This window comes from Roseobacter sp. AzwK-3b (genome assembly GCF_000170875.1).
In the GTDB taxonomy this organism is placed as follows: Bacteria; Pseudomonadota; Alphaproteobacteria; order Rhodobacterales; family Rhodobacteraceae; genus Roseovarius; species Roseovarius litoreus.
In genome coordinates, this window is sequence record NZ_ABCR01000005.1 from 306814 (window position 1) to 332322 (window position 25509).

Genomic DNA, 25509 nt, shown 5'->3' on the forward strand with positions numbered 1-25509 from the left:
GGGATGCCTATATGAGGCGGTGACAATCTCCGGGGGTGCGTGTGCTCAGAGCGATAGGAACCTTTTTCGGCACGATCTTCAGCCTGATGACCCTGGGGCTGATGATGGTCGCGCTGAGCGTTGGCGCGGTGCTGCATATCTATGGGCAGGACCTGCCGAGTCACGAGTCGCTTGCCAATTACACCCCGCCCACGATCAGCCGGATCTATTCCGGCGAGGGGCGCGTGATCGACGAGTTCGCACGCGAGCGGCGCCTGTTCACCCCGGCGGAGGATATCCCCGTCATGGTCAAGCAGGCCTTCATCAGCGCCGAGGACAAGAATTTCTATCAGCATGGCGGCTATGACGCGCGGGGTATCGCGGCGGCGGTCGTGGAGGCGGTGCAGACCCGCGGCGAGACCGTGAGGGGCGCCTCGACCATCACGCAGCAGGTGATGAAGAACTTCCTGCTGTCCGGTGACCGGCGGATCGAGCGCAAGATCAAGGAGATCATCCTTGCCACGCGCATCGAGGAGACGCTGAGCAAGGAGAAGATCCTCGAGCTTTATCTGAACGAGATCTTTCTCGGGCAGAATTCCTATGGCGTGACGGCGGCGGCGCAGACCTATTTCAACAAGTCCCTGCGCGAGCTGGCGCCGCATGAGGCGGCGTTTCTCGCCTCGATGCCCAAGGCGCCGTCGGATTACCATCCGGTGCGCAATCGCGACCGGCTGCTGCAGCGGCGCAATTTCGTGCTGCGGGAGATGCACGAGAACGGCTATCTGGACGCGGCCACCTATGAGGCCGAAGTCGCACAGCCCCTGCGCTCGGTGCAGAACGGGGATTTCTCGCCCTATTCCGCCGAATTGCCGCCACGCGATTATTTCACCGACGAGATCCGCCGCCAGCTGAGCCAGGAATTCGGCGAAGGCGAGTTTTTCAGCGGGGGCTTGAGCGTGCGCGCGACGATCGATCCCGAGCTGCAGGTCGAGGCGGCCATCGCCCTGCGCCGCCAGCTCGAGGCCTATGACCGCGCGCGCGGCAGATGGATGGGCACAGGGATCACGCTGCCGCAAGAGGTGTTGGCGGACGAGCAGAGCTGGCGCGACGCGCTGGCCCAGGCCGAGGTCGCGCGGGATATCGTGCTGGACGGCACTTGGTATCCGGCGGTGGTGCTGGAGATCGCCGATCAGCAGATGCGGCTTGGCATCGAGGGTGTGGCCCCTGACGAGAACGCTCCGCATGTGGTGCCGCGCGCCGATATCGCCTGGTTGCCCGGTAATTTCTTCGGCACGTTCGAGCCGGGCGAGGTTGTGCATGTCCGCAAGATGACCAACGACGCGGGCGAGTTCACGCGCTGGACCCTGCGGCAGGTGCCCGAAGTGCAGGGCGGGTTCGTGGCGATGGATGTGGACACGGGCCGGGTCCTGGCGATGCAGGGCGGGTTCTCGTATCAGCATTCGGTGTTCAACCGGGCGACGCAGGCGCTGCGCCAGCCGGGTTCGAGCTTCAAGCCCTTCGTCTATGCGGCGGCACTCGACAGTGGCTACAGCCCCGCCACGATCGTGATCGACGCGCCGATCGAGATCGACACACCGCAAGGGCTGTGGCGGCCCCGGAACTCGTCCAACAAGTTTTACGGGCCAACGCCGCTGCGCACGGGGGTCGAGCAGTCGCGGAACCTGATGACGATCCGTCTGGCGCAGGAAGTGGGCATGGATGTGGTGGCCGATTACGCGGAACGCTTCGGGGTCTATGACAATATGGGGCAGTTCCTGGCCAATTCGCTGGGGTCCGAGGAAACCACGCTTTACAACATGGTGGCGGCCTATGCGATGTTCGCCAATGGTGGCGAACGGGTGCGGCCCACGCTGGTGGACCGGGTGCAGGACCGTTATGGCAAGACCGTGTTCAAGCATGATCCGCGCGTCTGCACCGATTGCGACACGCGCGCCATTCCCGAGGCGCGCGGGCCACGCATCGTGTCGGACCGCGAACGGGTGATGGATGCGGTCACGGCCTATCAGCTCACCTCGATGATGAAGGGCGTTGTGGATCGCGGCACCGCGTCGGGCGCGATCAACCTGCCGGTGCCGGTGGCGGGCAAGACCGGGACCACCAATGATGCGCGCGATGTGTGGTTCGTGGGCTTCACCAGCAATATCGCGGCGGGCTGCTATATCGGACATGACCAGCCGCGGGGCCTTGGGCGCGGGGCTTATGGGTCGTCTATGTGCGGGCCGGTGTTTCAGGAGTTCATGGCCGAGGCGATCAAGACATATGGCGGCGGCCCGTTCGAGGTGCCGCCGGGCGGTCACTTCCTGAAGATCGACCGGTTTACGGGCGCGCGGCTGTCGGATGATGCGGAGGGCGATTATGTCGTGGCCGAGTATTTCCGCGACGGGGAAGAGCCGATCTTCGGCTACAGCGTCTCGGGCGGCTTCGCCATGGGCAACGATCTGGAGCTTTTTGCACGCGGCGAGACCGAACAGGTGCGCGAGGTCACGACATCGACCGGGCGCAAGGCGCAAGTGGGCGGCAAGGCAAGCTTTGGTAGCATGAGTTCGGGCGGGCTTTACTAGCAAGACTTGCGCCGGTGGCCGCGGGCGATCTTGCCGGGGGCGCCGGGCTGAGGTATCACCGGCATCCGAGCAGATCAGGAACAGGGTATCATGCGCGCCGAAATCCAGACGACCGTTGCCGAAATCAAGACTTCGCTTGAGCTGTTGCGGCAGCGGATGGGGTGGGAGACCGCGCGCCATCGGCTGGAGGAGTTCAACGCGAGGGTCGAGGACCCGCAGCTCTGGGACGATCCGGCCAAGGCGCAGAAGCTGATGCGCGACAGACAGGGCCTTGTGGATGCGATCACGACCCATGACACGATCCAGCAGGAGATGCAGGACAATGTCGAGTTGATCGAACTGGGCGAGATGGAGGGCGATCCGGATGTGGTCGCCGAGGCTGAGGCCGCGATCAAGGCGCTGGCGCGCAAGGCGGCGCAAAAGGAGCTCGAGGCGTTGCTGAACGGCGAGGCCGATGCCAATGACGCCTTCCTGGAGATCCATGCCGGGGCGGGCGGCACCGAAAGTTGTGACTGGGCGTCGATGCTGGCGCGGATGTATGTGCGTTGGGCCGAGCAGCATGGCTATACGGTCGAGCTGCAATCGGAGACCGCGGGCGAAGAGGCGGGCATCAAGTCGGTCACCTACAAGGTCACGGGGCATAATGCCTATGGCTGGCTGAAATCGGAATCGGGTGTGCACCGGCTGGTGCGGATATCGCCGTTTGATTCGGCGGCCAAGCGGCACACGTCGTTTTCGTCGGTCTGGGTCTATCCGGTGGTCGATGACAATATCGAGATCGAGGTGAACCCCGCCGATATCCGCATCGACACCTTCCGCAGTTCGGGCGCTGGCGGTCAGCATGTGAACAAGACCGACTCGGCGGTGCGGATCACCCACCATCCGACCGGCATTGTCGTCACCAGCTCGGAAAAATCCCAGCACCAGAACCGCGACATCGCGATGAAGGCCCTGAAATCGCGGCTCTATCAGATGGAGCTCGATCGCCGCAACGAGGCGATCGCCGAGGCGCATGATGCCAAGGGCGATGCGGGCTGGGGCAACCAGATCCGGTCCTATGTGCTGCAGCCCTACCAGATGGTGAAGGATCTGCGGACCAGCGTCGAGACGTCCGACACCAAGGGGGTGCTGGATGGTGACCTCGATCAGTTCATGGCCGCGACCCTTGCCATGGATGTAAGCGGCAAGTCCCGCGCCGAGGCGCAGGGCGAGCAGTAATCCGTCAAGGGCGGGTGGGTCAGGGGGCCTTGCCCCCTCTTGGCCTGCGGCCAATTCACCCCCAGAGTATTTGTGGAACGATGAAAGCGGGGCGGATTGTGGCCTGAGCGCGGAGGAAGGTGCAGATGACCGACATTTTGGCCCTTGAGGCGCGCGAACAAGCGGCAAGGATCGCTGCGGGAGAGCTGAGCGCCGAGGCGCTGATGCACGCCACGCTGGAGCGGATCGCGCAGACCAACGGCGCTTTGAACGCGGTCGTGTCGCTGCGGGGGGCAGAGGATCTCATGGCCGAGGCGCGCGCGGCGGACGCGGCCCTGTCCAAGGGGGTCTTGCACGGCTTGCCCGTGGCGATCAAGGATCTGGCCGATGCGGAAGGGTTGCCCACCTCGAAGGGATCGCCGGCCTTTGCAGGGCGGATCGCGCAGGGCGATGCGCCGCATGTCGCAAGGTTGCGCGCGGCGGGGGCCATCGTGATCGGCAAGACCAATACGCCGGAATTCGGGCTGGGCAGCCATACGTTCAACCCGGTGCATGGCGCGACCTGCAATCCCTATGACCATGCGGTGTCCTGCGGTGGCTCATCCGGTGGGGCGGCGGTGGCGCTGGCCGCGGGGATGCTGTCGATCGCGGATGGATCGGATATGATGGGTAGCCTGCGCAACCCGGCGGGCTGGTGCAATGTCTACGGGATGCGACCCAGCTGGGGGCTGGTGCCGGGGGCGGGGGCCGCGGAGGGGGATGCGTTCCTGCATCAGATCTCGACCGAGGGGCCGATGGCGCGCAGCCCTGCGGACCTTGCGCTGATGCTTGGGGTCATGGCCGGTCCGGATGCACGCCAGCCGCTTGGCATTGTGGCGCCCGGTCTGAGCCTTGGCGGCGAGGTCCGGGGCCGGCGCATCGGATGGCTGGGCGATTGGGGCGGGGCATGGCCCATGGAGGCGGGGATTCTGGATCGCGGCGCGGAGGCCTGCGCCGTGCTTGAGGGGCTGGGATGCGTCGTCGAGCCTGTTGCGCCGCCCTTTGATCGCGATGCGCTGTGGGAGAGCTGGACGACGCTGCGCAGCTGGACCATGGCCTGCAAGCTGTCAGGCCTGCTGGAGGCGCTGGAGACGCGCGACCTGCTGAAGCCGGATGCGGTCTGGGAAATCGAGCGCGGGCGCGCCTTGAGCGGGCTGGATGTGCATGCGGCGAGTGTCATCCGGTCAGACTGGTTCCGGCGGGCGGCGGATCTCTTCGACACCTATGATGCGCTGGTGCTGCCCACGGCGCAGGTCTGGCCGTTTCCGATGAGCTGGGACTGGCCCAAGGAGGTGGCGGGCGTTGCCATGGACACCTATCACCGCTGGATGGAGGTGATGATTCCCGCCAGCCTTGCCGGGCTGCCCGCCGTGGCGGTCCCTGCCGGATTTGGCGCCAACGGCCTGCCGATGGGCGTGCAGCTGATCGGGCGCCGGGGGGCGGATGGCGGGCTTTTGCGCCTGGCACAGGCCTATCATGAGGCAACCCTCTGGCCGCAGAGGCGCCCACCGCAAAGCTGATCGGGATTTGCATCTTTGCGCGCGAGCGGTGCTTGGCTAGTCTTCCCTCGGCAGGTCGAGGAGGGAGAGCCATGCAGAAGAGCAAGCCGCTTGGCGTGCCGGATCTGGGGCCGGTGACATTCGCCACATTGGCCGAGGCGTTGCGCCGGGGCTGGTCGGACATGCGGCGCGCGCCGGGTTATGCGATGATCTTTGCCGGGGTTTATGTGGCCGTGGGCTGGATCATGGTATGGATCACCTGGGTGACCGGTAAAAGCTATTGGTTGACCTTCGCGGCGGTGGGCTTTCCGTTGATCGGGCCATTCGCGGCGGTGGGTCTTTACGAGGTGAGCCACCGGCTCGAGCGCGGCCAGCCGCTTCTGGCGGCGGAGATCTTCGGGGTGATCGCCCACCAGCGCACACGGCAATTGCCGTCGATCTGCGCGGTCATCATCATCATGTTCCTGTTCTGGTTCTTTCTTGCGCATATGATCTTTGCCCTGTTCCTGGGGTTTTCGACGATGACCAACATCTCGAGCTCGTTCGAGGTTTATCTGACACGAGAGGGGCTGAGCATGTTGGGCTTCGGCAGCCTTGTGGGGGCGGGGTTCGCGCTGTTGCTTTATATGATCACGGTGGTGTCGCTGCCTTTGCTGCTGGATCGGGAGGTCGATTTCGTGACCGCGATGATCACCAGTTTCCAGACGGTGCTGGCCAATCCGGTGCCGATGCTGGCTTGGGGGGTGTTCATCGCCGTGACGACTTTCGTGGCGCTGCTCCCGGGGTTTCTGGGGTTATTCTTTGTGCTGCCGCTTCTGGGGCACGCGACATGGCATCTTTATCGTCTGAGCGTGGAGGCGGGGGGCTGAGCATGGGGGATGGGGCATTCTGGGACCGGGTGGCGCGGCGCTATGCGGCGCGTCCTGTGCGCGATGCGGCCGCCTATGAGACCACGCTGGAGCGCACGGCGGCACATCTGACAGGTGCGCAGGACGTGCTGGAGCTGGGCTGTGGCACGGGCGCCACGGCGCTGCGGCTGGCGGCGCATGTGGGGCGGTTGACCGGCTGCGATACCTCGTCGGAAATGATCCAGATCGCGGGCGAGCGTCTGGCGGAGGATGGCGCGCAGAATGTGGTCTTTCGGCGCTGTGATGCGTTTGACCCGACCTTCGAGCCAGAGAGCTTCGATGCGGTGCTGGCGTTCAATCTGCTGCATCTGCTCGAGGATAGGCTGGCCACGCTTGAGAGGGTACGCGTCATGCTGCGGCCGGGCGGTGTTCTGATATCGAAAACGATCTGCATCGGGCGCGGGGCGCTGCATTTTCGCCTGTTGTTGGGCGCGCTGCGGCTGGCGGGGCTGGCGCCGGGCGGGTTCGGGTTCATGACGCCGCAGGACCTTGAGGCGCAGATCACCGCGGCGGGGTTCGAGATCGTGGAGACGGGAACCTATCCGGCAAGGCCGCCCGCACGGTTCATCGTGGCGCGAAAGCGCTGAGATCGGTCAGCCCGCGGCATCGCGGTAATGGCGCAGTACAAAGATGCGAATGGCCGAGGCAAGCCCGGTTTCGGTGCCGCGCGCCTCGTCAATTTCGGCGGCCAGCGCGTTGATCGGTGTGCCGCGCCGTTCGGCGATCTCGCGGAACGCCTGCCAGAACTCATCTTCAAGCGATACGCTGGTGCGATGTCCGCGCAGGGTGAGCGAGCGTTTGACGGGGCGTCCGCTCATGCGTCGTCGCGCTTGTGGGCGTCGTGGTCCTTGGTGGTCTTGTCGCTTCTGGCCTTGTCGAGCGCCTTGTCGGATTTGCGGCGGCCATGCAGCACGGCATTTTCATCCGCCCGCGACTTGTCTGCGGAGCGGGCCTTTTGCTTGCGAAACTTGTTCAGGTTGACTACGTTGCTCATGAGGCAAACATATCGCGTTTGCTCTTCGCGTCCAGTGGTTGAGGCCCGGGCTGCCGCGAAGGGCCGCCCGGTGCCGTTTTCCTGTGCAGGATCAGCCCTTGGGGCCGATCATTTGATCGGGCCGGACAACGCGGTCGAAGGTTTCCGCGTCGACGAAGCCTAGATTGATCGCCTCTTCCTTCAGGGTGGTGCCGTTGCGATGCGCGGTCTTGGCGACCTTGGTGGCGTTGTCATAGCCGATTTCCGGGGCCAGTGCGGTGACCAGCATCAGCGACTCGCGCATCAGCTTCTCGATCCGGTCCTCGTTGGCCTGAATGCCATTGAGCATGCGTTCGGTGAAGCTGTCGGTGGCGTCGCCAAGAAGCTGGATCGATTGCAGCAGGTTGTAGGACATCATCGGGTTGTAGACGTTCAGTTCGAAATGGCCCTGGGAGCCTGCGAACTTGATGGCGGCGTCATTGCCCATGACATGGGCTGCGACCTGGGTCAGCGCCTCGGCCTGGGTGGGGTTGACCTTGCCGGGCATGATCGAGGAGCCGGGTTCGTTTTCCGGCAGGATCAATTCGCCCAGGCCCGAGCGCGGGCCGGAGCCGAGGAAACGGATATCGTTGGCGATCTTGTAGCACGAGCCCGCAACGGTGGCCAAAGCGCCGGACATGAAGACCATCGCATCATGTGCGGCCAGCGATTCGAACTTGTTGGGAGCGGTGACGAAGGGCAGGCCGGTGATCCGAGCCATGTTGGCCGCGACCATCGTGTCCCAACCGACCTGGGTGTTGAGACCGGTGCCCACGGCCGTGCCGCCCTGGGCCAATTCATAGATGCCGGGTAGCGCGGCCTTGATCCGGGCGATGCCCTGACGGATCTGATGCGCATAGCCCGAGAATTCCTGACCAAGGGTCAGCGGCGTGGCGTCCTGCGTGTGGGTGCGGCCGATCTTGATGATATCCTTGAATTCCTCGGATTTTGCCTCGAGTCCGGCAAGCAGCTTTTCGAGGCCCGGCAGCAGCACATCACGCACGCTCATGGCGGTGGCGATATGCATGGCGGTGGGGAAGGTGTCGTTCGAGGATTGGCCCATGTTGCAGTGATCGTTGGGATGCACCGGGTCCTTGGAGCCGATTGTGCCGCCGAGGATTTCGATGGCGCGGTTGGCGATCACCTCGTTGGAATTCATGTTGGATTGGGTGCCGGAGCCGGTCTGCCAGACGACGAGCGGGAAGTTGTCATCGAAGCGGCCTTCGATCACTTCGCCCGCGGCCTGAATGATGGCGTCGGCCAAGCGCGGTTCGAGAGTGCCGAGCTCCTTGTTGGCCTCGGCGCAGGCCTGTTTGATGACCCCGAGGGCGCGGACGATGGCAATGGGCTGTTTTTCCCAGCCGATCGGGAAATTCAGGATCGAGCGCTGCGTCTGAGCGCCCCAGTATTTATCGGTGGGAACCTCGAGCGGACCGAAGCTGTCGGTCTCGGTGCGGGTGGCGGTCATGGGCTGGCTCTCCTCGTAAGACGATGGCCACTCTCATACCGGACGAGGCGGAAAGATCAATGATGTATGCAGTGGAATACCAAGGCCGCGATTCCGCGGCCTTGCCGCCGGGATCACTTGCGGAAACTGTCGAGGCTGACCACCTCGGCGTCGGTGCGTTCGCCCTCGGGGACGTCGATGCCGTCGGTGATGTCGTCATCCTCATCGGGATCATCCCCGGAGGGTTCGTCATCGTCGGGGGTTTCGAAGCGAAGGCCGAATTCGACGGAAGGATCGACGAAGGTCTTTATGGCATCATACGGAATATAAAGGTTTTCCGGGGCGTCGCCGAAATTCAGCGTGACCGAGAACCCGTCATTCGTCACCTCGAGATTGTCGAACCAGTGCTGCATCACCACGGTCATTTCCGAGGGGTAGCGCTCTTTCAGCCAATCGGCGAGGCGCGCGTCAGGATGTTTGGTGTCGAAGGTGATGAAGAAATGATGCATGCCGGGCAGGCCATTGTCCTGCACGCCCACCAGCACCCGCTGGATAAGCCCGCGCATCGCCTGATGCATCAGTTTTCCGTAATCGATTGAACGAGACATGTTCCCGAACCTCCTGAGTGGCAGCATAGGGGATTCGATCCAAAACAAAAGGGCTTGATGCGTGCTGTCAAAGCAGGAAATGCAAGGCGCCTGAAATCGCTGCCATGAGGGCAAGACCGGGAATCATCCCGACGCGCAGTCCAAGTAGAAGAACGCCCGCCACAACGGTCAATCCGGCGTTAATCGGCGCAAAGCTTGCAGGATCGGGCAGGGGGCCAAAAGGGCCGCGCGCGACACTGCCGAAGAGCACATGCAGCGCGAACCAGACCGACAGGTTGAGGATCACGCCGACCACGGCTGCTGAAATACCGGCCAGGGCACCTTTGAGGCGCGGGCGCGCTAGAATTGCATCAACATAGGGCGCACCGGCGAATATCCACAGGAAGCAGGGTGTGAACGTGACCCACAGCGTCAGCCCTCCGGCCAGAAGCGCCAAGGCGGGACCACCTTCGGCATGGCCCGCAAGAAGGCCCACGAATTGCGTCACGAGGATCAGCGGACCGGGTGTGGTTTCAGCCAGCCCGAGCGCGTCGATCATCTGCGCCGTGCTGAGCCAGCCATGGGTTTCGACGACCGCTTGCGTCATATAGGCCAGCACCGCATAGGCGCCGCCGAAGGTGACCACTGCCAGCTTGGAGAAGAAAAGCGCCAGATCAACGAGGAATTGGGCGTCCATGGCCCATGCCATGGCGATCGGCAGCGCCCACAGGCTGGACCATGTCGCGATGGTCACGAGCGTTTGACCGAGCGGCACGGGTGCAGCGGCGCGAGACGTGGGTTCGGGGTCTTCGGAAGAAGCGTTTGCTGCACGTATCAGGCCCCAAAGGGCTGCGACGGCGATGATGACGGGGAAGGGCACCGACAGAAAGAACATCGCCACAAATCCGGTGAGTGCCAGAAGCCAGTCATCCCAGCCCGACAGGGCGCGACGCGAGAGCGACAAGAGCGCCTGCAGCACGATCACGATCACGGCGGCCTTGATCCCGGTAAAGGCGGCTTGAACCATCGGCATCTGCCCATAGCTGGCATAGCCAAGCGCGAGGGCTGTGATGACCAGCGCACCCGGCAGCACAAAGAGAAGACCGGCGATCAACCCGCCGGCCACACCGCGCAAGCGCCAGCCGGCATAGGTTGCAAGCTGCATCGCTTCGGGGCCGGGCAGCAACATGCAGAACGACAACGCGCCCAAAAATTGCTTTTCATCCAGCCATGACCGCCGCTGGACCAGTTCGGTATGCATCAGCGAGATTTGCGCCGCCGGTCCCCCGAAGGACAGAACGCCGATCCGGGCGAAGACACGAAAAAGCTGGGCGAGGCTTGGGCGCATGGCTGCGTTGATAAGGCGCTTTGGCCGTCATGCAACATCTAACCCGCCATCTAACTGGCCCGTCATGAAATCTTCATGCCAGCGCACGACGCGATGATGGGGGTAAAGTGCAGGCTTTTCCCTCAATTGAGGTTTTCGAAGGGGTTTCAATACGATACGCTTTTCAGTCGGTCCCGGAACATTCGTGAACAGGCCAAGAACAACTTGGCATCTTGTAAAACGCTTTTCGGCCCTGTTGCTGGCGTGTGGTGCGCAACATGAGCGGGCGTATTGGGGAAATCGCGGCAGGCTGTAAATCTGGCAGAGCGCGCGGCTACATCCGCGACTATCGGCCCTATGCCAAGACTCGCGCGCTACTCGACCAAGTGCAGGCGGTGCTGGATGAATATCGCGATTACGTACCCCTGACTAACCGTCAAATTTTCTACCGTATGGTGGGGGCGCACGGATACGACAAGAGTGAATCCGCCTATGGCCGGTTGTGCAACCATCTGGCCAATGCGCGGCGCGGCGGGCTGATCCCGTTCGATGCCATACGCGACGACGGCGTTACCACCTATCACCGCGATCATTTCGACGACCGCGACGACTTCCTGCGTCATGTACGCCGCATGGGCCGGAGATACACGCGCAACAAGCTGGCAGGCCAAGAGCTTCATATCGAGGTTTGGTGTGAGGCAGCGGGCATGTTGCCTCAGATCGACGATGTATCCGCTCCGTTCTCTGTGCGCGCCTATTCGTCGGGCGGGTTTGATAGCCTGACTGCCAAGAAGGCATTGGCCGACCGAATCGTGAGGATCGAGAAGCCCGCGATCATCTTGCACCTTGGCGATTATGATCCGAGCGGCGTTTCGATCTTCGATAGCGTGGCGCAGGACGTAACCGCCTTTGTCGAGGCCGACCGCCCGCACGGGCACGTCACAGTGGAGTTTCACCGTATCGCGCTGACCAAAGAGCAAGTGGCCGAATACGATCTGCCCACCGCGCCAGCAAAGGCGAGCACCCATTCCAAGAATTGGAACGGCGGCACATGCCAGCTTGAAGCACTGCCCCCGAACATTATCGCGGACATTCTCAAAGAGGCACTTTGGCAGCACATCGACTCTAGCCGATACCTTGAGGATTGCGAGGCCGAGAAAGCTGACCGCGAACAGATAAGTCAGCTGCTTTTGCCAGCGAGGTAACAAAACTGCGCCCCTGCACCATGAGCGCGGTGTCGGAGCGGCAAGAGCACTCAGCGGCGCTCTCTGCGCGTCTGAAAGGGGGGCACAAGCATCACTATTCGGAAGGTCGCGAGTGCGCATGTTGGGTGATCGGGGAAGGTAAATTTCGAAACTTATCGGAGGATATACAAAAATGAACATGCAAGGTCACAACGGGCATTCTTTCCGTCTTCTAGGCGGACGTGGCCACGCCGATGGAGCTTGAGATGTTCGGGGCGGCCGCGTTGAAGCGGATCCAGCGCGCGAACTTCGAACACCGCGCCAGAAAGCGCGTGTTCATGGCCATTTGGGAGACATTCCCCGAGGCCGAGCGCAAGGCGTTCCCTGATTGGGTTCAAAAGGGAGGATGACGACATTGACTTGGACTGTAGTAGAGGTGCGCAGCGTCGTTTGCCCTACGTGCCACGCCCAGAAGGGTGTGGCTTGCAGCTACACTGGCAAAGGGGCGGCGAAATCCATGCGTCTTGGCAGATCACATCAAGAGCGTGTGGATGCGATGGTGGCGGTTAGACGCTCGAAGCCTGTAAGGGGCCCTGGTGTTAAGAAAGCAGCCGCCAGCAGTGCATCGCGCGATAATTTTGACGTAGTGATTTACACCGACGGAGCCTGTGCTGGCAATCCTGGCCCTGGGGGTTGGGGGGCGATCCTTATCGATCAGCGACACGGCGGTGCGTCGAAGCACAGCGAGATCGCTGGATATGACATCGATACCACCGGTAACCGTATGGAAATGATGGCTGCGATCCAGGCGCTAGAGGTGCTTGGGCGAGGCGTGAATGTGCTGATCTGGTCGGACAATCAATACGTCATTCGGAGCATCACCCGATGGATTAAAAAGTGGAAGGCAAATGGCTGGAAGGTCAAAGGCGGCGCAATGGTCAAAAACATTGATCTATGGCAGCGGCTCGATGAAGCGCAGGCCCAGCACAATGTTAGGTGGAGGTGGGTCAAAAGCCACTCCGGGAACGTTGGTAACGAAATGGCTGATAAACTGGCGTGCAAGATGCGCGACGAAGCCATTCGCAAGATGAAATCCGCCAGAGCGAAGGCGGTATAGCGGCTTAGATCGGCCGTGTCGGGCGCGATGGTCCTGACACGGCGGCTGATGGAAACTTGGGAGCGAACCGTGTTGGAGCGGGTATATCGCCAAGCCACCGTCCACCACCATCGTCGCTTCTTGACCGGTGTGCGTAATCACCGGGTTGGCTCCGGGGAGATGACCCGACCCGCGCTGATACCGGCACCGTCTAGGGCAGCGCAGAAACGAGGCGAAAAAAACCCACCGGCGGGTGAGGCGTGATTAGGCGCCATGACTGATCGGGGACCGCGCAAGAGTCCGGAGGGGCAGTGCGGGCCGAGTGAAAAGCTCGGGGGGAAGGCGATTGGCCCACGAAACGGGCACCTCGTGGATACGGAGCTTTGACGGTCTTCTCTCTCTATCTCTGTCCTGTCTGGGCATGAGTAGTAGCGGGGGGAAGGAGCGGGTCCAGGTGACAGAAGGTAGTTCAATGGTTAAACTAAACAACCAAATGGTGAAAATATAAGTTCATATCTGCCATATATTGAAACGCATACTCAAAGCAATGAAGGGCTCACCAGGTCAAGAGTTGGCCTGGTGCTGGTAGAAAAGCTTTGCAGTCCCAACGTCGGTCAACCAATCAGCACTTGGCATAACAACTCACGCTGCCAAGTGCGCATAGGGAGAGATGGCGCCCCATCCAAAGCGAATGCTGTGTAAAAGTGTTGACCGTTCCACACGGTACGGCAAAGGAAGTTGGCTGGCTTGGCGTGAAGATTCAGCCAGTGAGCGAGGATGTCGCTGTTGCTTTCGGGCTAGAGGTCACCAAAGGCGCGATGATCGCTGATATCGTTGAGGATACGCCTGCTCAGGTGGCCGGTATCGAGAAGGGCGATATCGTACTGTCGGTTGATGGCAGGGAAGTGAAAAGCCCGCGGGACCTGACACGGATGATTGCGGGTCAAAGTCCTGGTAAGACCGTTACGCTGAACCTTTTACACAAGGGGCAAGCACGCGAACTGAGCGTGAGGCTGGGTGATCGTAGGGAGCGGCCAGCATGATTTTCGTCTCAAATTAAGCTGCAGCGGGGGGCCGTCGGGCCCCTCGGTACTTTTCTGAAAGGATAATCGTTGAAATTTGCCGGCCTGAAAGTCTTTTTTGTTACTTGCTACGTGTCCGGATATTGCCGGTTGTTCTTTTGCTCTTCTTTTTTCGCCTGCCGAGCTTGAAGCCAAAAATCCAGGCTCCGAAAAGTACTCCCTGTTAACATTGGTCTATATGTTGTGTATAGTTGTCGATGAAGTCATAAATAACGCAATATGTGGATTTTAAGCAATGAGCGCGCAGGGTAATGCCAACAATCAGGCCAAGACCAAGCTGACGGCGAAGCAGGAGCGCTTTGTTGCGGAATACCTGATCGATCTCAACGCAACGCAGGCCGCTATTCGGGCTGGGTACAGCAAGAAGACTGCCCGACAGGCCGGTGCCGAAAACTTGTCAAAACCTGACATTGCAGATGCTGTCGCAACCGCCAAAGCAGAGCGCGCAGAAAGAACCGAAATCAATGCCGATTGGGTGCTGCGCCGCCTTGCGGATGAGGTCACCGCAGACCTGGCGGATCTGTACGATGAGGCCGGTGCAATCAAGCCCATCCATGAATGGCCTTTGATCTGGCGCCAAGGACTGATTGCCGGGCATGACGTCTACGAAAACACCATAGAGGGTGAAAAGGTTGGGGAGGCGGTCAAGCTGAGGCTGTCCGATCGGGTCAAGCGGCTGGAACTGATTGCCAAGCATGTCGATGTTCAGGCTTTCGTCGAGCGCAAAGAGCACACTGGTAAGGGCGGTGGACCGATCCAGACCGAAGGCAATGTGAATGTGCTCATCGTTCCTCAGCGTAAGGCAAAAGAAGTCTTCACCCGCGATATGACGCCGGAAGAAATCATCACTTATCTGGGCGATGAATCTGATGCTTGATGGCTCGACCCATCCTATCAACCCAGTCTGGGCCCCATCCGAAAAGCAGTCGGAATTTTTGTCGTGTTCAGACTTCGAGGTCTTGTATGGTGGCGCGGCAGGAGGCGGCAAGTCGGACGCTCTTTTGATCGACGCTCTGTGCGCGCAAGAGGGCGGCTATGAGAACAGCAACCATCGCGCAATACTGTTTCGCCGTAGCTTCCCCGAGCTGCGCGACCTGATCGGCCGGTCGCAGGAAATCTACAATCAGGTGGACCCCTTCGCGTCATACAACGCGACCGAGAAAATCTGGACATTCCCATCCGGCGCCAAGATCGAGTTTGGCTACCTGCAAAACGATGCGGATCGCCTCAAATATCGCGGCCGCGCCTGGAACTATATCGGCTTTGACGAGCTGACGCTTTGGCCCACGGATGTGTGTTACCTCTACCTGTTCTCACGCTGCCGATCCACCGATCCGACGCTTCCCCGTCTGATCCGCGCCACCACCAACCCTGATGGACCGGGCCAAGGCTGGGTGATGGAGCGTTGGGGGATCAAGGAAGACGGTCAAGCCACCCGCGTGCCCATTGATACTGTTGACGCTGAGATGCGCCGTATCACGACCTCCTATCGCACATTCATCCCGGCCCGCCTGTCCGAGAACCCGCATCTGAGCGAAACCGGCTATCGCGAGGCCCTCTTGCAGCTGGCCCCAGACGAGCGTGACGCGCTTCTCATGGGTCTGTGGCGCCAAGGCAGGGTGCATGGGGCCTATTACGCCAACGAAATGGCTGAGATGCGGAACCGCGGCGGCATCCGCTCGGTGCCTTACGATCCGTCAGAGCCTGTCAACAGTTTCTGGGATCTCGGCTGGAACGACACCACGGCGATCTGGTTCCATCAACAGATCGCCGGCGAGCATCGCTTCATTCGTGCCTACGAGAACAGTGGCGAAAGCCTCGATCACTACGCCACGTATCTCCAGAACTCAGGTTTCAACGTAATGGGCGGCCGCCACTTCCTGCCGCATGATGCGCAGAACAAGAGCTTGCAGACCGGCAAGAGCGCGCTGGAGCTTTTGCAGGAGATGCTGCCGAACCTGCACTTCGAGGTGGTGCCCCGCATCCAGAACATCCTGATCGGCATCAACCAAACGCGCTTGGCTATGCGCGGCAAGGTGTTCATTGACGCCACCGAGTGCGCCGATGGCATCGCGGCCCTCGACAACTACCGCAAAGCCTACAACGAGCGCCACGACGTGTTCACCGAGCGCCCGCTGCATGACCGTTATTCCAACTTCGCCGACGCTTTCCGCCAATGGGGCCAAGCCCTCGAAGAAGGCCTGACGGGCCCACGAAAGCGGTTCCGTCGCAAGCCCAAGCCCCCTGGGGCTATGTGGATATGAGCAACATGACCGAAACACCTAGCGGGCTGATCCTGCTCGGATGTACCAAGCATAAAAAGCCTGGCGCTGAGCAACTGATCTCTCACAAGGTGTAAGCAACCGTTGAGATCGACGGCCAATCATATGATCTAAACGCAATTGGGCGCGAGAGCGCCGACGGCAAATATCATTACGACGTGCCAATGGATAATGGTGCCGAGGCTTTGTTGTCGGTGGCGGCTGATCGAGTAAGCGAAGCCCGGAGCGGCCCAGCCGACAGCCTCGGCCCGATCACCCTAGATTTTGCGGAAAACACTGTCAATCAAGGTGATGGGGCCAAGCAACCGCGTTGTTCAGGACCAGAGGCTTCTGCTTCGTTGAGAGCCGGGGGAGAAACCCGGTTCAGTTCGGCATTGGAAGGCGACCCCGCGACTGCAAAAGTAGAAAACAAAGGCGGTGAACTCAACCTGGATTTTGCAAGGGGCTTAGTCAATTGAAGTGTAGACTTCGAGGCCGCCTCAGCAGACGTGGTTCGGGCCTCCCCGGAGGATCCAGCGCGCTTGACCAAGCTGCGCAAGGACATGCGCAAAAGAACTCCGGTTTTTGACGGCTCAATTCCAGAACCTGCCACCAAAGATGCCCCGCCTTCTAAGCTGGAAAGCAAGGTGCGCGCCACGCGGGACGCGGGACCCGTCGAGCATGTGACCAAGAAGGGCAACACGCTGACCGGTGTTGTTCTCAAAGATGTGACGCGCGACGAAGCTAAGCCGGTCGATCAATACAGCTTTGGCAAAAACGGCGGGTATTTCATCCGTGAGAAGGATGTCATTGCGCTTTTGGACAGTTAGGGCGCGGGTGATGATCCAAGCCGCACCGGCAACTTGCGAGCTATGCGGAAAACTGGGTGACGGGTTTTGAGAGGGTGGCGTATCGTGGCGGGTGCTGAAGCCTGCCAGAACCTCCAAGAGGAACGATACGCCATGGAGAAGACTACAGACATCAGCGCCCTTCGTCAGCCGGAAACTGTCGATGATCCGCTGACTGAGATTGCCCGGGATGGGGCGCGCCGCATGCTGGCTGCCGCGCTGCGGGCAGAGGCCGACGCCTTCGTTGCAGAGTATGCAGAAGACCTCCTGCCGGACGGCCGCCAGCGCGTTGTGCGACATGGTTACGGGCCGGAGCGCAGCATCCAGACTGGGATCGGGGCGCTCGACGTCCAGCGCCCGAAGGTGCGCGACCGCGCCACTGACCTGCCAGCTGACCAGAAGATCCGGTTCACCTCGGCGATCCTGCCGAAATGGGCGCGCCGCTCTCGTAGCCTCGATGCGCTGCTGCCGGTCCTGTATCTGCGCGGCATCTCGACAGGCGACTTCCAGGAGGCTCTGGCCGCAATCCTGGGGAAGGATGCGCCGAACCTGTCGCCGAGCGTGATCTCGCAGCTGACCGGGGAGTGGCAGCAGGACTATGACCGCTGGCAGCGCCGCGACCTCTCGGCCCGTCAATACGTCTACATCTGGGCGGATGGCGTGTATCTGCAGGCCCGGATGGAGCCACAGGCCGAGTGCATGCTGGTCATTCTCGGGGCCACGCCCGAGGGGAAGAAGGAACTCGTCGGTTTCCAGGTCGGCGTGCGAGAAAGTGCCCAGAGCTGGCGGGAGCTCTTGGTAGATATCAAGGCGCGCGGCCTCGCAGTGCCGCCCGAGATCGCGGTCGGCGACGGGGCTATGGGGTTCTGGAAGGCGCTCGACGAGGTCTTCCCGGGCACGCGTCATCAAAGGTGTTGGGTCCACAAGATCGCCAACGTGCTCAACAAGTTCCCGAAATCCATGCAGCCGGCGGTGAAGGCCGATCTGAAGGAAATATGGCGGGCCGACACACGTGCCACAGCGGAAACCGCCATGGACACTTTCGCCGAGAAATACGGTGCCAAATACGACAAGGCGGTCACGTGCCTGACTAAGGACCGCGAGGCGCTTCTCGCCTTCTACGACTTCCCGGGCGAACACTGGGATCACCTGCGCACGGGCAACCCGATCGAGAGCGTCTTCGCCACCGTCCGACATCGGACCGTGCGCACCAAGGGAGCGTTGTCGCAGAAGACGGCGAAGCTGATGGTCTTCAAGCTCGTTCAGGCCGCAGCCAAGACGTGGCGGCGCCTGAAGGGCGCGAACCAGTTGCCTCTGGTCATCGAAGGCGTCACATTCACCGACGGTGTTGCCACAAACGACACTGAAAACCGCGCCGCCTGATCAGGCCGTGTCACCCAAAATCCCGCATAGCTCTTGAGAACGTGCGACGGGTGGAGCAGGCGGTCGAGGATGGCCCCGCGCACGGCTCCCGCGTCCCCATGACCGAAATGCTTGACCAAACTGGTCAAAGGCGACATCACAAAACCACGCTCAGCTGCAACGTCGCGCGGTGACCGGATGATCGTAGCGCGTGACCGGATTTTGTCGGAATAGCTGACCGGATGCGTCGGATTGCGCAGGCTGGTCTAGTGAAGTTGTGCCGTAGCGCTCGGCAATGAACCAAATGGCAAGTGAGGTCCGATTATGTAGGATTTGAGATACGATGGGGCCTTCGATTGCAACCAATGGGCAGGGCTACATCAACGCCACATCAACAGTTGAATGAGGTTTTTTGGAGGTGGCTGAATGCCAATTCGCTCGAATGTTGTTGGATGTGGGATTGAAAATAGCCGCAGTTCAAAGACTTGCGCCTTAAGTGTCTGATTTAAAGTTGTTTTCCATTTGGCGGCCATTAGGGCTCATAACCTGAAGGTCGTAGGTTCAAATCCTACTCCCGCAACCAAATCTTCCTTATAATTCAAACGCTTGTCTGATGGTATTTTTATACCACGGGCGCTTTTGCGTTTTGAGTCAACACCACGTCAACAAATCACGAGTCCCCCTACGGCGCGCGGATTCTAGCCTCTAAAACCGCGCTTGGCGCCGATCCACGGCGACCGGAATTCATTATTTTCAATTCCGGCCACAGCATAGCTTGTACTTGCGGCCTGATCCGCAAGGTCAGGGATCGTTCCGCCTGGGGCGGGGAGCGGCCCTGTGAGGCATACCAGGAAGATTGGCGGGAGCCGCTCCAGCCAGTTCGGGGCGCGATTGGTGCAGGATCGTCGCGACACAGTTCGGGATCAGGTCGGGTGCTTCTCGATCGATGTCGTCGATCTCGTCATCCGTAAACTTGCTGTTGCCTGTGTAGATGTCCTGTAGCGCCATCATGAAGATCATCGTGGCTCGCGTTTCGTCATCGGCCCGGTCGAGGAGGTTTTCCCAGGCCTTCGGGCGCAACCGCATCGCGCGAGTGAAGCCGTCCACCCAAGGCTCCCAGAGGGTCTCGTCACTGTTCGGATCCACCTCGTAGATCGGCTCGATCCAGAGCGACCGTGTCATGGTTTCCCCCACGGAATTGTAATGCGCCATCACTGCACCGATCGTTTCTTCCGCCGACTTTTGATCCGCGAATTGCGCCTCGCCAGTTTCGCCCCACACCTCCGGGAGCCATTCCGAAGGTGAAATCATATCGGGGCAAGCCAGCACGCCGGTCACATAACCATCGAGTTCGCTAAGCGTCATTGGCATATTATCGACTGGCAGCGCGAACAGGAGTTCGTTCAGGCGATCCAGCCGCTTTTCATCTTTGGTCATGATCTGCCCCTTCTGTGTGCTGCCCTGATAATCAACGCGCGCATGAGGGTGAAGCCTTGGGCAGCGGCATCGACGGTCATGCCAGCCACTCATCGAGTTTCGACCAGCGCCGCCGCCCTGAGATATTCTTCACCGCGATCGCCACGGCCTTCTTTTGGCCAACGAGCACAACCAGCTTCTTGCCACGCGTGACGCCGGTGTAGATCAGGTTGCGCTGCAACATGGCGTAGTGCTGGGTCATCACGGGGATCACGACGGCGGGGTATTCCGACCCCTGGCTCTTGTGAATCGTGGCCGCATAGGCGGGGACCAGCGTGTCGAGTTCGCCAAAGAGGAATGTCACAGTGCGGCCATCGAAGTTCGCGGCCACCTCGCCATCGTCGAGGTCGACGTCCTCGATCATGCCGATGTCCCCGTTGTAGACGTCCTTGTCGTAATCGTTCTCGATCTGCATGACCTTGTCGCCCGGCGCGAAGGTCCAGCCAAAACGCTCGACCTTCTTGTCCCCGGCGGGGTTCAGCGCTGCCTGCAGCTCAATGTTGAGCGAGCGCGCACCGACGCCACCACGGTTCATCGGGCAGAGGACTTGGATGTCCTTGATCGGATCGAAGCCAAAGCGCCGTGGGATGCGCTTGGCGACCAGCTCGACGATGCGTGGCACGGCTTGCTCCGGATCTGCGGCCGGCACGAAATAGAAATCCGCCTCGCCATCGGGCTTGCCGAGATCGGGCAAGCGGCCCGCATTGATGGCATGCGCGGTCGTGATGATCTTGCTCTGGGCCGCCTGCCGAAACACCTCAGTTAGCCGCACCACGGGCACCGCGCCAGAGCCTATGATGTCGGCCAGAACCTGGCCAGGCCCGACAGAGGGAAGCTGGTCGATATCGCCGACAATCAGTAACGCCGCGGTGCTGGGCACGGCCTTCAGGAGCGACTGCATCAGCAGCACGTCGACCATCGAGCTTTCGTCCACGACCAGCAAGTCGCAGTCGAGCGGGTTTTCTTCGTTGCGCTTGAAGCCGAAGGCCTTCGGGTCGAATTCAAGCAGCCGGTGGATGGTCTTCGCCTCCATCCCGGTGGCCTCGGTCATGCGCTTGGCCGCGCGCCCCGTCGGCGCGCAGAGGAGCAGCTTCACGGCCTTGGCTGCCAGGATGCGCAAGATCGAGTTCACGATTGTGGTCTTGCCAACGCCGGGGCCGCCGGTGATCACCATCAGCTTGGAACGCAGCGCCAGTCGGATCGCCTCTGCCTGGCTTTCTGCAAGGGTAAGACCCGTCTTCTGCTCGATCCATGGCAGCGCCTTGTCTGCGTCGATCTCCGGCCAGGGCAGCACGCCCGCACGGATGCGCTTCACATGCTCGGAGATACCGCGTTCGGCGAGATAGAGCCCGGTCAGGAAGATGCAGTCCGCGTCGCCGACGCGATCGGCCGTCACGGTCTCCTCGGCCAGTTCTTCTGCCAATGCGCTGTCGATCAAAGGGGCAGGGACCTCGAGCAGCTTGCCGGCCAGCCCGATCAACTCAGTCCGCGGCAAGCCACAATGGCCATTGCCCATCGCCTCGGTCAGGGCGAAGGAAATCCCCGCGCGTACGCGGATCATCGCGGTCTTCTCGATGCCGAGTTTCTCGGCAATCATGTCCGCCGTCCGAAACCCGATGCCGCGGATGTCCTTGGCCAGCCTGTAGGGGTTCTCGCTCATGACCTGTACGGCATCCGTGCCATAGGTCTTGAAGATCCGCACCGCGCGCGCCGTGCCCACCCCGTGCTGGTGCAGGAAGACCATGATCTCGCGGATCACCTTCTGATCCGCCCACCCGGCCGTGATCTTGGCTGCTCGCATGAGGCCGATGCCGGTAACTTCGCGCAGACGTTCAGGCGCGGCCTCGATGATGTCGAAGACGTCCTTGCCAAAGGCCTTGACCAGCCGCTTGGCATAGACCGGCCCGATCCCACGGATCATGCCGGAGCCGAGGTATTTCTCGATCCCTTCAGTCGTCGACGGCGCATGGGTTTTCAGGAAGTGAGCCTTGAACTGCAGGCCATGATTGCGGTCGTTCAGCCAGACCCCGGACGCCGTGATCCATTCGCCCGCCGAGATCATCGCGGCATGGCCCACCGTGGTTACCAGGTCCCGGTGGCCTCGCGCTTTCACCCGCAGCACGCAGAAGCCGTTCTCGGAATTGTGGAAGGTCACCCGTTCCACAAGACCCGCGAGGACTTCCGTTGTGCTCTCGGCGGGCGGCTTCATGGCAGGCGCTGCCCCCTCCGCCACTCCCATGGCATCACGAATTGCCCGGCCCAGATATTGTACCCAGCGCGGCGGGCTTGATCTTCCGCTCCGATGTAATCCCGCGAGTACCGCCTGTAGGCGACGGCCCACCCTTCGCTGACGAGCCAGCGGTTCAGGTCCTGATTGTCTTGGGTGCAGACAGCGATCGCACGATCGTACCGGTCAACATCGCGCACCGCGCAGTTCACCGTCCGGCGACCAATCCGGTCGGACAGCGCAAATGCAGCCTGTTGGCCACAGCCCCACTGCTGTCCGGAGGGATTGGTGCAGAGCTGTTGGCTCTCTGGCGCATCTATTCCGTGCGAACGGATCCGGACGCCGCGGATTTCAAGGGTGTCAGCGTCAATCACGCTAGCGACACCGACAAGCTCATTCGCCGTGATGGGCGCCGCAGAAAGCATCAGTGCAAGGACGGCAACAATTTGCAGCATCGGCATTAGACCCTCAACAGATCCAACAAGGGATCGAAGGCATAGAGCGCAGCCCTGCGCCCGGCTGCAGGCTGCAACGTTCTGAGGAGCCCTGCCTCGACAAGCCGTCGGGATAGCGACCGCGCAGAAGTAGCCGGAATGCCCGATCTTTCCACGAACCGATCATTGCGAAACACCGGGCTCGCGAACACGAAATCCAGTGCCTGATCGTGAAACTGCGAGTTCAGCACCTCACGGAAACGCTCGCGCATTTCGCTGTGCAGACTGAAGATCGCATCAGCTGTCTGGATGTTCACCGTAGCCTGCTCATGCATGGCCTGCAGGAAGAAGATCACCCATCCGGTCCAGTCTTTCTCTGCGGACACCGCCCGCATCCGCTCGATGTATTCGTCCTTATGGGTCTCGAAATAGCCCGAGACAAAGAAGTTGGGCTGGCTGAGCACACCTAGTCGCCAGAGCATCAGCGTGATTAGCATGCGCCCGATCCGGCCATTTCCATCCTCGAACGGATGCAGCGCTTCAAATTCAACATGTGCGAGCGCCGTGCGGATGAGCGGACGCGCCTCGCTGGTATTGATGAACTGCACCAAAGCCGCCATGGCAGGTTCAAGCTGTTCTGGCGCAATGGGGACGTAGTAAATCTTTCCGCGGCGCTCATCCCCGATATAGTTCTGATCGATCTTATAGCTGCCAGGGCGCTTTGTAGCGCCACGCCCGGCGGAGAGCAGTTGTTGATGCGCAGATCGGATCAGGTGTTCCCCAAGCGGCATGCCCTCGGCAAGGGCATCTTGCGCACTTCGGAGGGCGCGCGAATAAAGGTAAGTCTCAATGTCGTCGTGGTGGGCGTCGCGGTATAGATCCGTGCTTCCGGAATCTTCCTCTGCTTCCAGGCGATAGAGGTCCTCAATCGTCGAAATCGTGCCCTCCATCCGCGACGAGGTCACTGCGTCCTGGCGGCGCAATGGAGCGAGGAACAGTTCGCAATTCACCATTCCTGATATCTTGGCGTCATAGCGTGCCAGCGAAGCTGCAGCCTCTTCCAGTGGGCCAAGTAGCCGTTCATAATCCAGCGACTTGGGCGGAAAAGCACCCTCATGGTAGCGCACTGCATCTGCAAGATCGTAAGTTTTGGTGACCATTTTCCAGCTCAAACTGTCGTCAACGCGGTTTGATGGCACCCTAGTCACATCAATCCCTTTTGGCAACGGAATGTGGGCAGGTATTGCCATCAACGGCTTTTGGTGCTTGTCGACTGCCATCAAAGCGTCTTGGCGACAAGAAAACAGGGCAATTGGTTGCCAACCAGCCTTCTGATCGGCACTGGAAGGTATGGAACTACTGCGCGTATGGTCGTGTTGGCCCCACGGTACCGGAAGATGGATTTGCCTGACATTTCGGTGTAGGGGCGCATCATGGATTTTGTCTTCTACGATCTGGAAACCACCGGCATCTCGCCGGAGTTCGACCAGCCGCTGCAGTTTGCGGCGATCTGGACGGATGAGAATTTCGTGGAAAAGGATCGGGTCAACATCCGCTGCCGGTTGGCGCCTCATATCCTGCCGTCACCGCAGGCGTTGGTTGTGACCCGCGTCAGCCCTGATCAGTTGACTGACCCAAACCTGCCGTCGCTGTTCGAGTTCTCGCAGCAGGTGGCCGAGTTCACCGAGCGATGGGCGCCAGCGATCTGGGTGGGCTACAACACGATGAAGTTTGACGAGGAAGTGCTGCGGCAGACCTTCTATCAGAACCTGTCCCCGAACATTTACGCCACGCAGTTCAATGGCAACACGCGCTTCGACATTCTGCCTGCCGTCTATGCTGCTTATGCTCGGCAGCCTGATCTGTTCGTCTGGCCCACCGATGACACTGGCCGGCGGAGCTTCAAGCTTGATCGGTTGGCGCCTGCAAATGGCATCAATGCCCACAATGCGCATGATGCCCTGGGGGACGTTGAGGCGACCATCCACATCGCACGCCTCATCGCAACGCGCAGCCCGGCGCTTTGGTCCGAGTTGATCGACAACGCCCACAAGGCACGTGTGCAGGCAAAGCTTGAAAGCTTTCGGCCCTATGAGCTGGTGACGCGATTTGGCGGCGGTGAGCCGCGATCCTATATGGGCTGTTTTTGCGGATATTCGCACGGCAACAGTGCGCGGGCCGCGTTTTTCGATCTGGATGCCGCAGACCCATCAGATTTCCTCGAGGCCTCGGATGAGGCGATCTTTGCCGCCGTGGATGCCACGCCGAAAATCATCAGGGGTGTGTCCACGAACAAAGCACCCGCGATCCTAGAACACACAGCGCCCAGCGCGGAGCATCTGCGCCGGGCAGCAGTCATCGCCAACGCGCCTGAGTTTCGTCAGCGTGTCGGCGCGGCATTGGCAGCTCGCTTCGTTGAAGATCCCGACGCTCCGCCGAAGCCAGTTGAGCGGCAGATTTATGGGGAATTCTACTCCAACGCCGACAAACAGCTCTTGCAGGAGTTTCAGCGTGCGGCTTGGCCGCGACGCCAGGAAATCGTCGCGAGCCTTTCAGATCCTCGGCTGCGTCAGCTTGGTCGGCGGTTAGTGGCGTTTTACAGCCCGGAGCTGTTGAATGCTAAAGAGGCGGAGCTGTTCAAATGTTATCTGCGTGAAAAGTGGTCTGCCCCAGATGTGCCGGAAACCGAGTGGATGACCTTCGAAAAAGGGGAGGCTGCACTGCGTGATTTGCGTGCTGCCGGTGCAGCAGAGACCACCGAGCTTGACGCGATAGCGTCATTTCTGTGGGCGCGGTGCGCAGGTGATGCGTAGGAACCCCAACCTACACTTGCCGTAATCTGGAGCGCTTTATCTCGACTCGGTTTACCGGCGGGAAACGAAAATTCCACCGTGCGAATGCCGCATCTGTGGAGAGGTGAAGGGGGCAACTCAATGTGGATACTTTACGGTAGCTTTGCACT

24 protein-coding genes and 1 pseudogene are annotated in these 25509 nt (G+C 60.8%); 15 read left to right on the forward strand and 10 right to left on the reverse strand.

Going from position 1 to position 25509, the window contains the following annotated elements:
- The first annotated feature begins 86 nt into the window (after positions 1–86).
- From RAZWK3B_RS11395 to RAZWK3B_RS11415, 5 genes are all read left to right on the forward strand, one after another.
- Positions 87–2561 (forward strand): penicillin-binding protein 1A, encoded by a 2475-nt coding sequence (locus RAZWK3B_RS11395; protein ID WP_502685150.1) that lies wholly within the window; start codon positions 87–89, stop codon positions 2559–2561.
- 90 nt (positions 2562–2651) lie between these two features.
- Entirely contained in the window at positions 2652–3779 is a 1128-nt protein-coding gene (gene prfB / locus RAZWK3B_RS11400; RefSeq protein WP_007815230.1) for a peptide chain release factor 2, read from the forward strand.
- A 125-nt stretch (positions 3780–3904) separates the two neighbouring features.
- Positions 3905–5317 carry an amidase gene (locus RAZWK3B_RS11405; RefSeq protein WP_007815232.1) on the forward strand — a complete coding sequence of 471 codons (1413 nt, stop codon included), beginning with the start codon at positions 3905–3907 and terminating at the stop codon, positions 5315–5317.
- 71 nt (positions 5318–5388) lie between these two features.
- Positions 5389–6165, forward strand: a complete 777-nt coding sequence (locus RAZWK3B_RS11410; RefSeq protein WP_007815234.1) for a DUF2189 domain-containing protein — start codon at positions 5389–5391, stop codon at positions 6163–6165.
- Between the two features lie 2 nt (positions 6166–6167).
- Entirely contained in the window at positions 6168–6791 is a 624-nt protein-coding gene (locus tag RAZWK3B_RS11415) for a class I SAM-dependent methyltransferase (protein ID WP_007815236.1), read from the forward strand.
- A gap of 6 nt (positions 6792–6797) precedes the next feature.
- Here the strand turns inward: RAZWK3B_RS11415 and RAZWK3B_RS11420 are convergent, their stop codons facing one another.
- The 5 genes from RAZWK3B_RS11420 to chrA all read right to left on the reverse strand — a co-directional run bounded on the left by RAZWK3B_RS11420 (position 6798) and on the right by chrA (position 10598).
- Complete coding sequence (locus RAZWK3B_RS11420; RefSeq protein WP_007815238.1) at positions 6798–7022, reverse strand: ribbon-helix-helix domain-containing protein; 225 nt, start codon at positions 7020–7022, stop codon at positions 6798–6800.
- Positions 7019–7198 (reverse strand): DUF4169 family protein, encoded by a 180-nt coding sequence (locus tag RAZWK3B_RS11425; protein ID WP_007815239.1) that lies wholly within the window; start codon positions 7196–7198, stop codon positions 7019–7021. Before RAZWK3B_RS11425 ends, RAZWK3B_RS11420 begins: the two co-directional genes overlap by 4 nt.
- Before the next feature lie 91 nt (positions 7199–7289).
- Positions 7290–8684, reverse strand: a complete 1395-nt coding sequence (fumC, locus tag RAZWK3B_RS11430; RefSeq protein WP_007815241.1) for a class II fumarate hydratase — start codon at positions 8682–8684, stop codon at positions 7290–7292.
- Positions 8685–8797: 113 nt separating this feature from the next.
- Positions 8798–9271 carry an SspB family protein gene (locus tag RAZWK3B_RS11435; RefSeq protein ID WP_007815243.1) on the reverse strand — a complete coding sequence of 158 codons (474 nt, stop codon included), beginning with the start codon at positions 9269–9271 and terminating at the stop codon, positions 8798–8800.
- A gap of 67 nt (positions 9272–9338) precedes the next feature.
- Positions 9339–10598: a chromate efflux transporter gene (chrA, locus tag RAZWK3B_RS11440; RefSeq protein ID WP_007815245.1), complete on the reverse strand. Its 1260-nt coding sequence runs from the start codon at positions 10596–10598 to the stop codon at positions 9339–9341.
- Positions 10599–10855: 257 nt separating this feature from the next.
- Between chrA and RAZWK3B_RS11445 the strand changes: the two genes are divergently transcribed.
- The 9 genes from RAZWK3B_RS11445 to RAZWK3B_RS11475 all read left to right on the forward strand — a co-directional run bounded on the left by RAZWK3B_RS11445 (position 10856) and on the right by RAZWK3B_RS11475 (position 18431).
- Entirely contained in the window at positions 10856–11782 is a 927-nt protein-coding gene (locus tag RAZWK3B_RS11445) for a hypothetical protein (RefSeq protein WP_232279510.1), read from the forward strand.
- Positions 11783–12015: 233 nt separating this feature from the next.
- Entirely contained in the window at positions 12016–12171 is a 156-nt protein-coding gene (locus tag RAZWK3B_RS20600) for a hypothetical protein (protein WP_007815249.1), read from the forward strand.
- On the forward strand, positions 12168–12878 hold the full coding sequence (gene rnhA, locus RAZWK3B_RS11450; protein ID WP_502685148.1) for a ribonuclease HI: 711 nt from the start codon (positions 12168–12170) through the stop codon (positions 12876–12878). Before RAZWK3B_RS20600 ends, rnhA begins: the two co-directional genes overlap by 4 nt.
- Before the next feature lie 683 nt (positions 12879–13561).
- A complete protein-coding gene (locus tag RAZWK3B_RS11455) occupies positions 13562–13900 on the forward strand; it encodes a S1C family serine protease (protein WP_286131805.1) in 339 nt (112 codons plus the stop codon).
- 274 nt (positions 13901–14174) lie between these two features.
- Positions 14175–14816, forward strand: coding sequence for a terminase small subunit (locus RAZWK3B_RS11460; RefSeq protein WP_007815255.1), 642 nt, complete (start codon positions 14175–14177; stop codon positions 14814–14816).
- Positions 14809–16203 carry a terminase large subunit domain-containing protein gene (locus tag RAZWK3B_RS11465; RefSeq protein ID WP_037295679.1) on the forward strand — a complete coding sequence of 465 codons (1395 nt, stop codon included), beginning with the start codon at positions 14809–14811 and terminating at the stop codon, positions 16201–16203. The genes RAZWK3B_RS11460 and RAZWK3B_RS11465 overlap by 8 nt, the downstream gene beginning before the upstream one ends.
- A gap of 182 nt (positions 16204–16385) precedes the next feature.
- Positions 16386–16679: a hypothetical protein gene (locus RAZWK3B_RS21185; protein ID WP_157132230.1), complete on the forward strand. Its 294-nt coding sequence runs from the start codon at positions 16386–16388 to the stop codon at positions 16677–16679.
- A 63-nt stretch (positions 16680–16742) separates the two neighbouring features.
- Positions 16743–17030, forward strand: a complete 288-nt coding sequence (locus RAZWK3B_RS11470; protein ID WP_007815258.1) for a hypothetical protein — start codon at positions 16743–16745, stop codon at positions 17028–17030.
- Between the two features lie 132 nt (positions 17031–17162).
- Complete coding sequence (locus RAZWK3B_RS11475) at positions 17163–18431, forward strand: IS256 family transposase (protein ID WP_007815259.1); 1269 nt, start codon at positions 17163–17165, stop codon at positions 18429–18431.
- Positions 18432–19163: 732 nt separating this feature from the next.
- Here RAZWK3B_RS11475 and RAZWK3B_RS21935 read toward each other — a convergent pair.
- From RAZWK3B_RS21935 to RAZWK3B_RS11495, 5 genes and pseudogenes are all read right to left on the reverse strand, one after another.
- A pseudogene (locus RAZWK3B_RS21935) lies at positions 19164–19211 on the reverse strand (SEC-C metal-binding domain-containing protein); the annotation flags it as partial.
- On the reverse strand, positions 19212–19847 hold the full coding sequence (locus RAZWK3B_RS11480) for a UPF0149 family protein (protein WP_007815261.1): 636 nt from the start codon (positions 19845–19847) through the stop codon (positions 19212–19214). It abuts the pseudogene before it with no gap.
- Between the two features lie 76 nt (positions 19848–19923).
- Positions 19924–22095, reverse strand: a complete 2172-nt coding sequence (gene recD2, locus RAZWK3B_RS11485) for an SF1B family DNA helicase RecD2 (protein ID WP_007815263.1) — start codon at positions 22093–22095, stop codon at positions 19924–19926.
- Positions 22092–22574, reverse strand: coding sequence for a thermonuclease family protein (locus RAZWK3B_RS11490; protein WP_007815264.1), 483 nt, complete (start codon positions 22572–22574; stop codon positions 22092–22094). Before RAZWK3B_RS11490 ends, recD2 begins: the two co-directional genes overlap by 4 nt.
- Positions 22574–23827 carry a Fic family protein gene (locus RAZWK3B_RS11495; protein ID WP_232279512.1) on the reverse strand — a complete coding sequence of 418 codons (1254 nt, stop codon included), beginning with the start codon at positions 23825–23827 and terminating at the stop codon, positions 22574–22576. The genes RAZWK3B_RS11490 and RAZWK3B_RS11495 overlap by 1 nt, the downstream gene beginning before the upstream one ends.
- A gap of 153 nt (positions 23828–23980) precedes the next feature.
- Here RAZWK3B_RS11495 and RAZWK3B_RS11500 point away from each other — a divergent pair, with 153 nt between their 5' ends.
- Entirely contained in the window at positions 23981–25360 is a 1380-nt protein-coding gene (locus RAZWK3B_RS11500; protein ID WP_007815268.1) for an exodeoxyribonuclease I, read from the forward strand.
- The last annotated feature ends 149 nt before the right edge of the window (positions 25361–25509 follow it).

What these genes read in the sequence shown, in the direction of transcription:
- RAZWK3B_RS21185 (WP_157132230.1), top strand. Translation starts at nt 16,386, where the DNA reads ATGGATAATGGTGCCGAGGCTTTGTTGTCGGTGGCGGCTGATCGAGTA.
- RAZWK3B_RS11475 (WP_007815259.1), top strand. Translation starts at nt 17,163, where the DNA reads ATGGAGAAGACTACAGACATCAGCGCCCTTCGTCAGCCGGAAACTGTC.
- RAZWK3B_RS11405 (WP_007815232.1), top strand. Translation starts at nt 3,905, where the DNA reads ATGACCGACATTTTGGCCCTTGAGGCGCGCGAACAAGCGGCAAGGATC.
- RAZWK3B_RS11420 (WP_007815238.1), bottom strand. Translation starts at nt 7,022, where the DNA reads ATGAGCGGACGCCCCGTCAAACGCTCGCTCACCCTGCGCGGACATCGC.
- rnhA (WP_502685148.1), top strand. Translation starts at nt 12,168, where the DNA reads ATGACGACATTGACTTGGACTGTAGTAGAGGTGCGCAGCGTCGTTTGC.
- RAZWK3B_RS11495 (WP_232279512.1), bottom strand. Translation starts at nt 23,827, where the DNA reads ATGGCAGTCGACAAGCACCAAAAGCCGTTGATGGCAATACCTGCCCAC.
- RAZWK3B_RS11500 (WP_007815268.1), top strand. Translation starts at nt 23,981, where the DNA reads ATGGATTTTGTCTTCTACGATCTGGAAACCACCGGCATCTCGCCGGAG.
- prfB (WP_007815230.1), top strand. Translation starts at nt 2,652, where the DNA reads ATGCGCGCCGAAATCCAGACGACCGTTGCCGAAATCAAGACTTCGCTT.
- RAZWK3B_RS11435 (WP_007815243.1), bottom strand. Translation starts at nt 9,271, where the DNA reads ATGTCTCGTTCAATCGATTACGGAAAACTGATGCATCAGGCGATGCGC.
- RAZWK3B_RS11490 (WP_007815264.1), bottom strand. Translation starts at nt 22,574, where the DNA reads ATGCCGATGCTGCAAATTGTTGCCGTCCTTGCACTGATGCTTTCTGCG.
- RAZWK3B_RS11460 (WP_007815255.1), top strand. Translation starts at nt 14,175, where the DNA reads ATGAGCGCGCAGGGTAATGCCAACAATCAGGCCAAGACCAAGCTGACG.
- RAZWK3B_RS11445 (WP_232279510.1), top strand. Translation starts at nt 10,856, where the DNA reads ATGAGCGGGCGTATTGGGGAAATCGCGGCAGGCTGTAAATCTGGCAGA.
- RAZWK3B_RS11425 (WP_007815239.1), bottom strand. Translation starts at nt 7,198, where the DNA reads ATGAGCAACGTAGTCAACCTGAACAAGTTTCGCAAGCAAAAGGCCCGC.
- RAZWK3B_RS11480 (WP_007815261.1), bottom strand. Translation starts at nt 19,847, where the DNA reads ATGACCAAAGATGAAAAGCGGCTGGATCGCCTGAACGAACTCCTGTTC.
- RAZWK3B_RS20600 (WP_007815249.1), top strand. Translation starts at nt 12,016, where the DNA reads ATGGAGCTTGAGATGTTCGGGGCGGCCGCGTTGAAGCGGATCCAGCGC.
- RAZWK3B_RS11395 (WP_502685150.1), top strand. Translation starts at nt 87, where the DNA reads ATGACCCTGGGGCTGATGATGGTCGCGCTGAGCGTTGGCGCGGTGCTG.
- RAZWK3B_RS11415 (WP_007815236.1), top strand. Translation starts at nt 6,168, where the DNA reads ATGGGGGATGGGGCATTCTGGGACCGGGTGGCGCGGCGCTATGCGGCG.
- chrA (WP_007815245.1), bottom strand. Translation starts at nt 10,598, where the DNA reads ATGCGCCCAAGCCTCGCCCAGCTTTTTCGTGTCTTCGCCCGGATCGGC.
- recD2 (WP_007815263.1), bottom strand. Translation starts at nt 22,095, where the DNA reads ATGAAGCCGCCCGCCGAGAGCACAACGGAAGTCCTCGCGGGTCTTGTG.
- fumC (WP_007815241.1), bottom strand. Translation starts at nt 8,684, where the DNA reads ATGACCGCCACCCGCACCGAGACCGACAGCTTCGGTCCGCTCGAGGTT.
- RAZWK3B_RS11465 (WP_037295679.1), top strand. Translation starts at nt 14,809, where the DNA reads ATGCTTGATGGCTCGACCCATCCTATCAACCCAGTCTGGGCCCCATCC.
- RAZWK3B_RS11410 (WP_007815234.1), top strand. Translation starts at nt 5,389, where the DNA reads ATGCAGAAGAGCAAGCCGCTTGGCGTGCCGGATCTGGGGCCGGTGACA.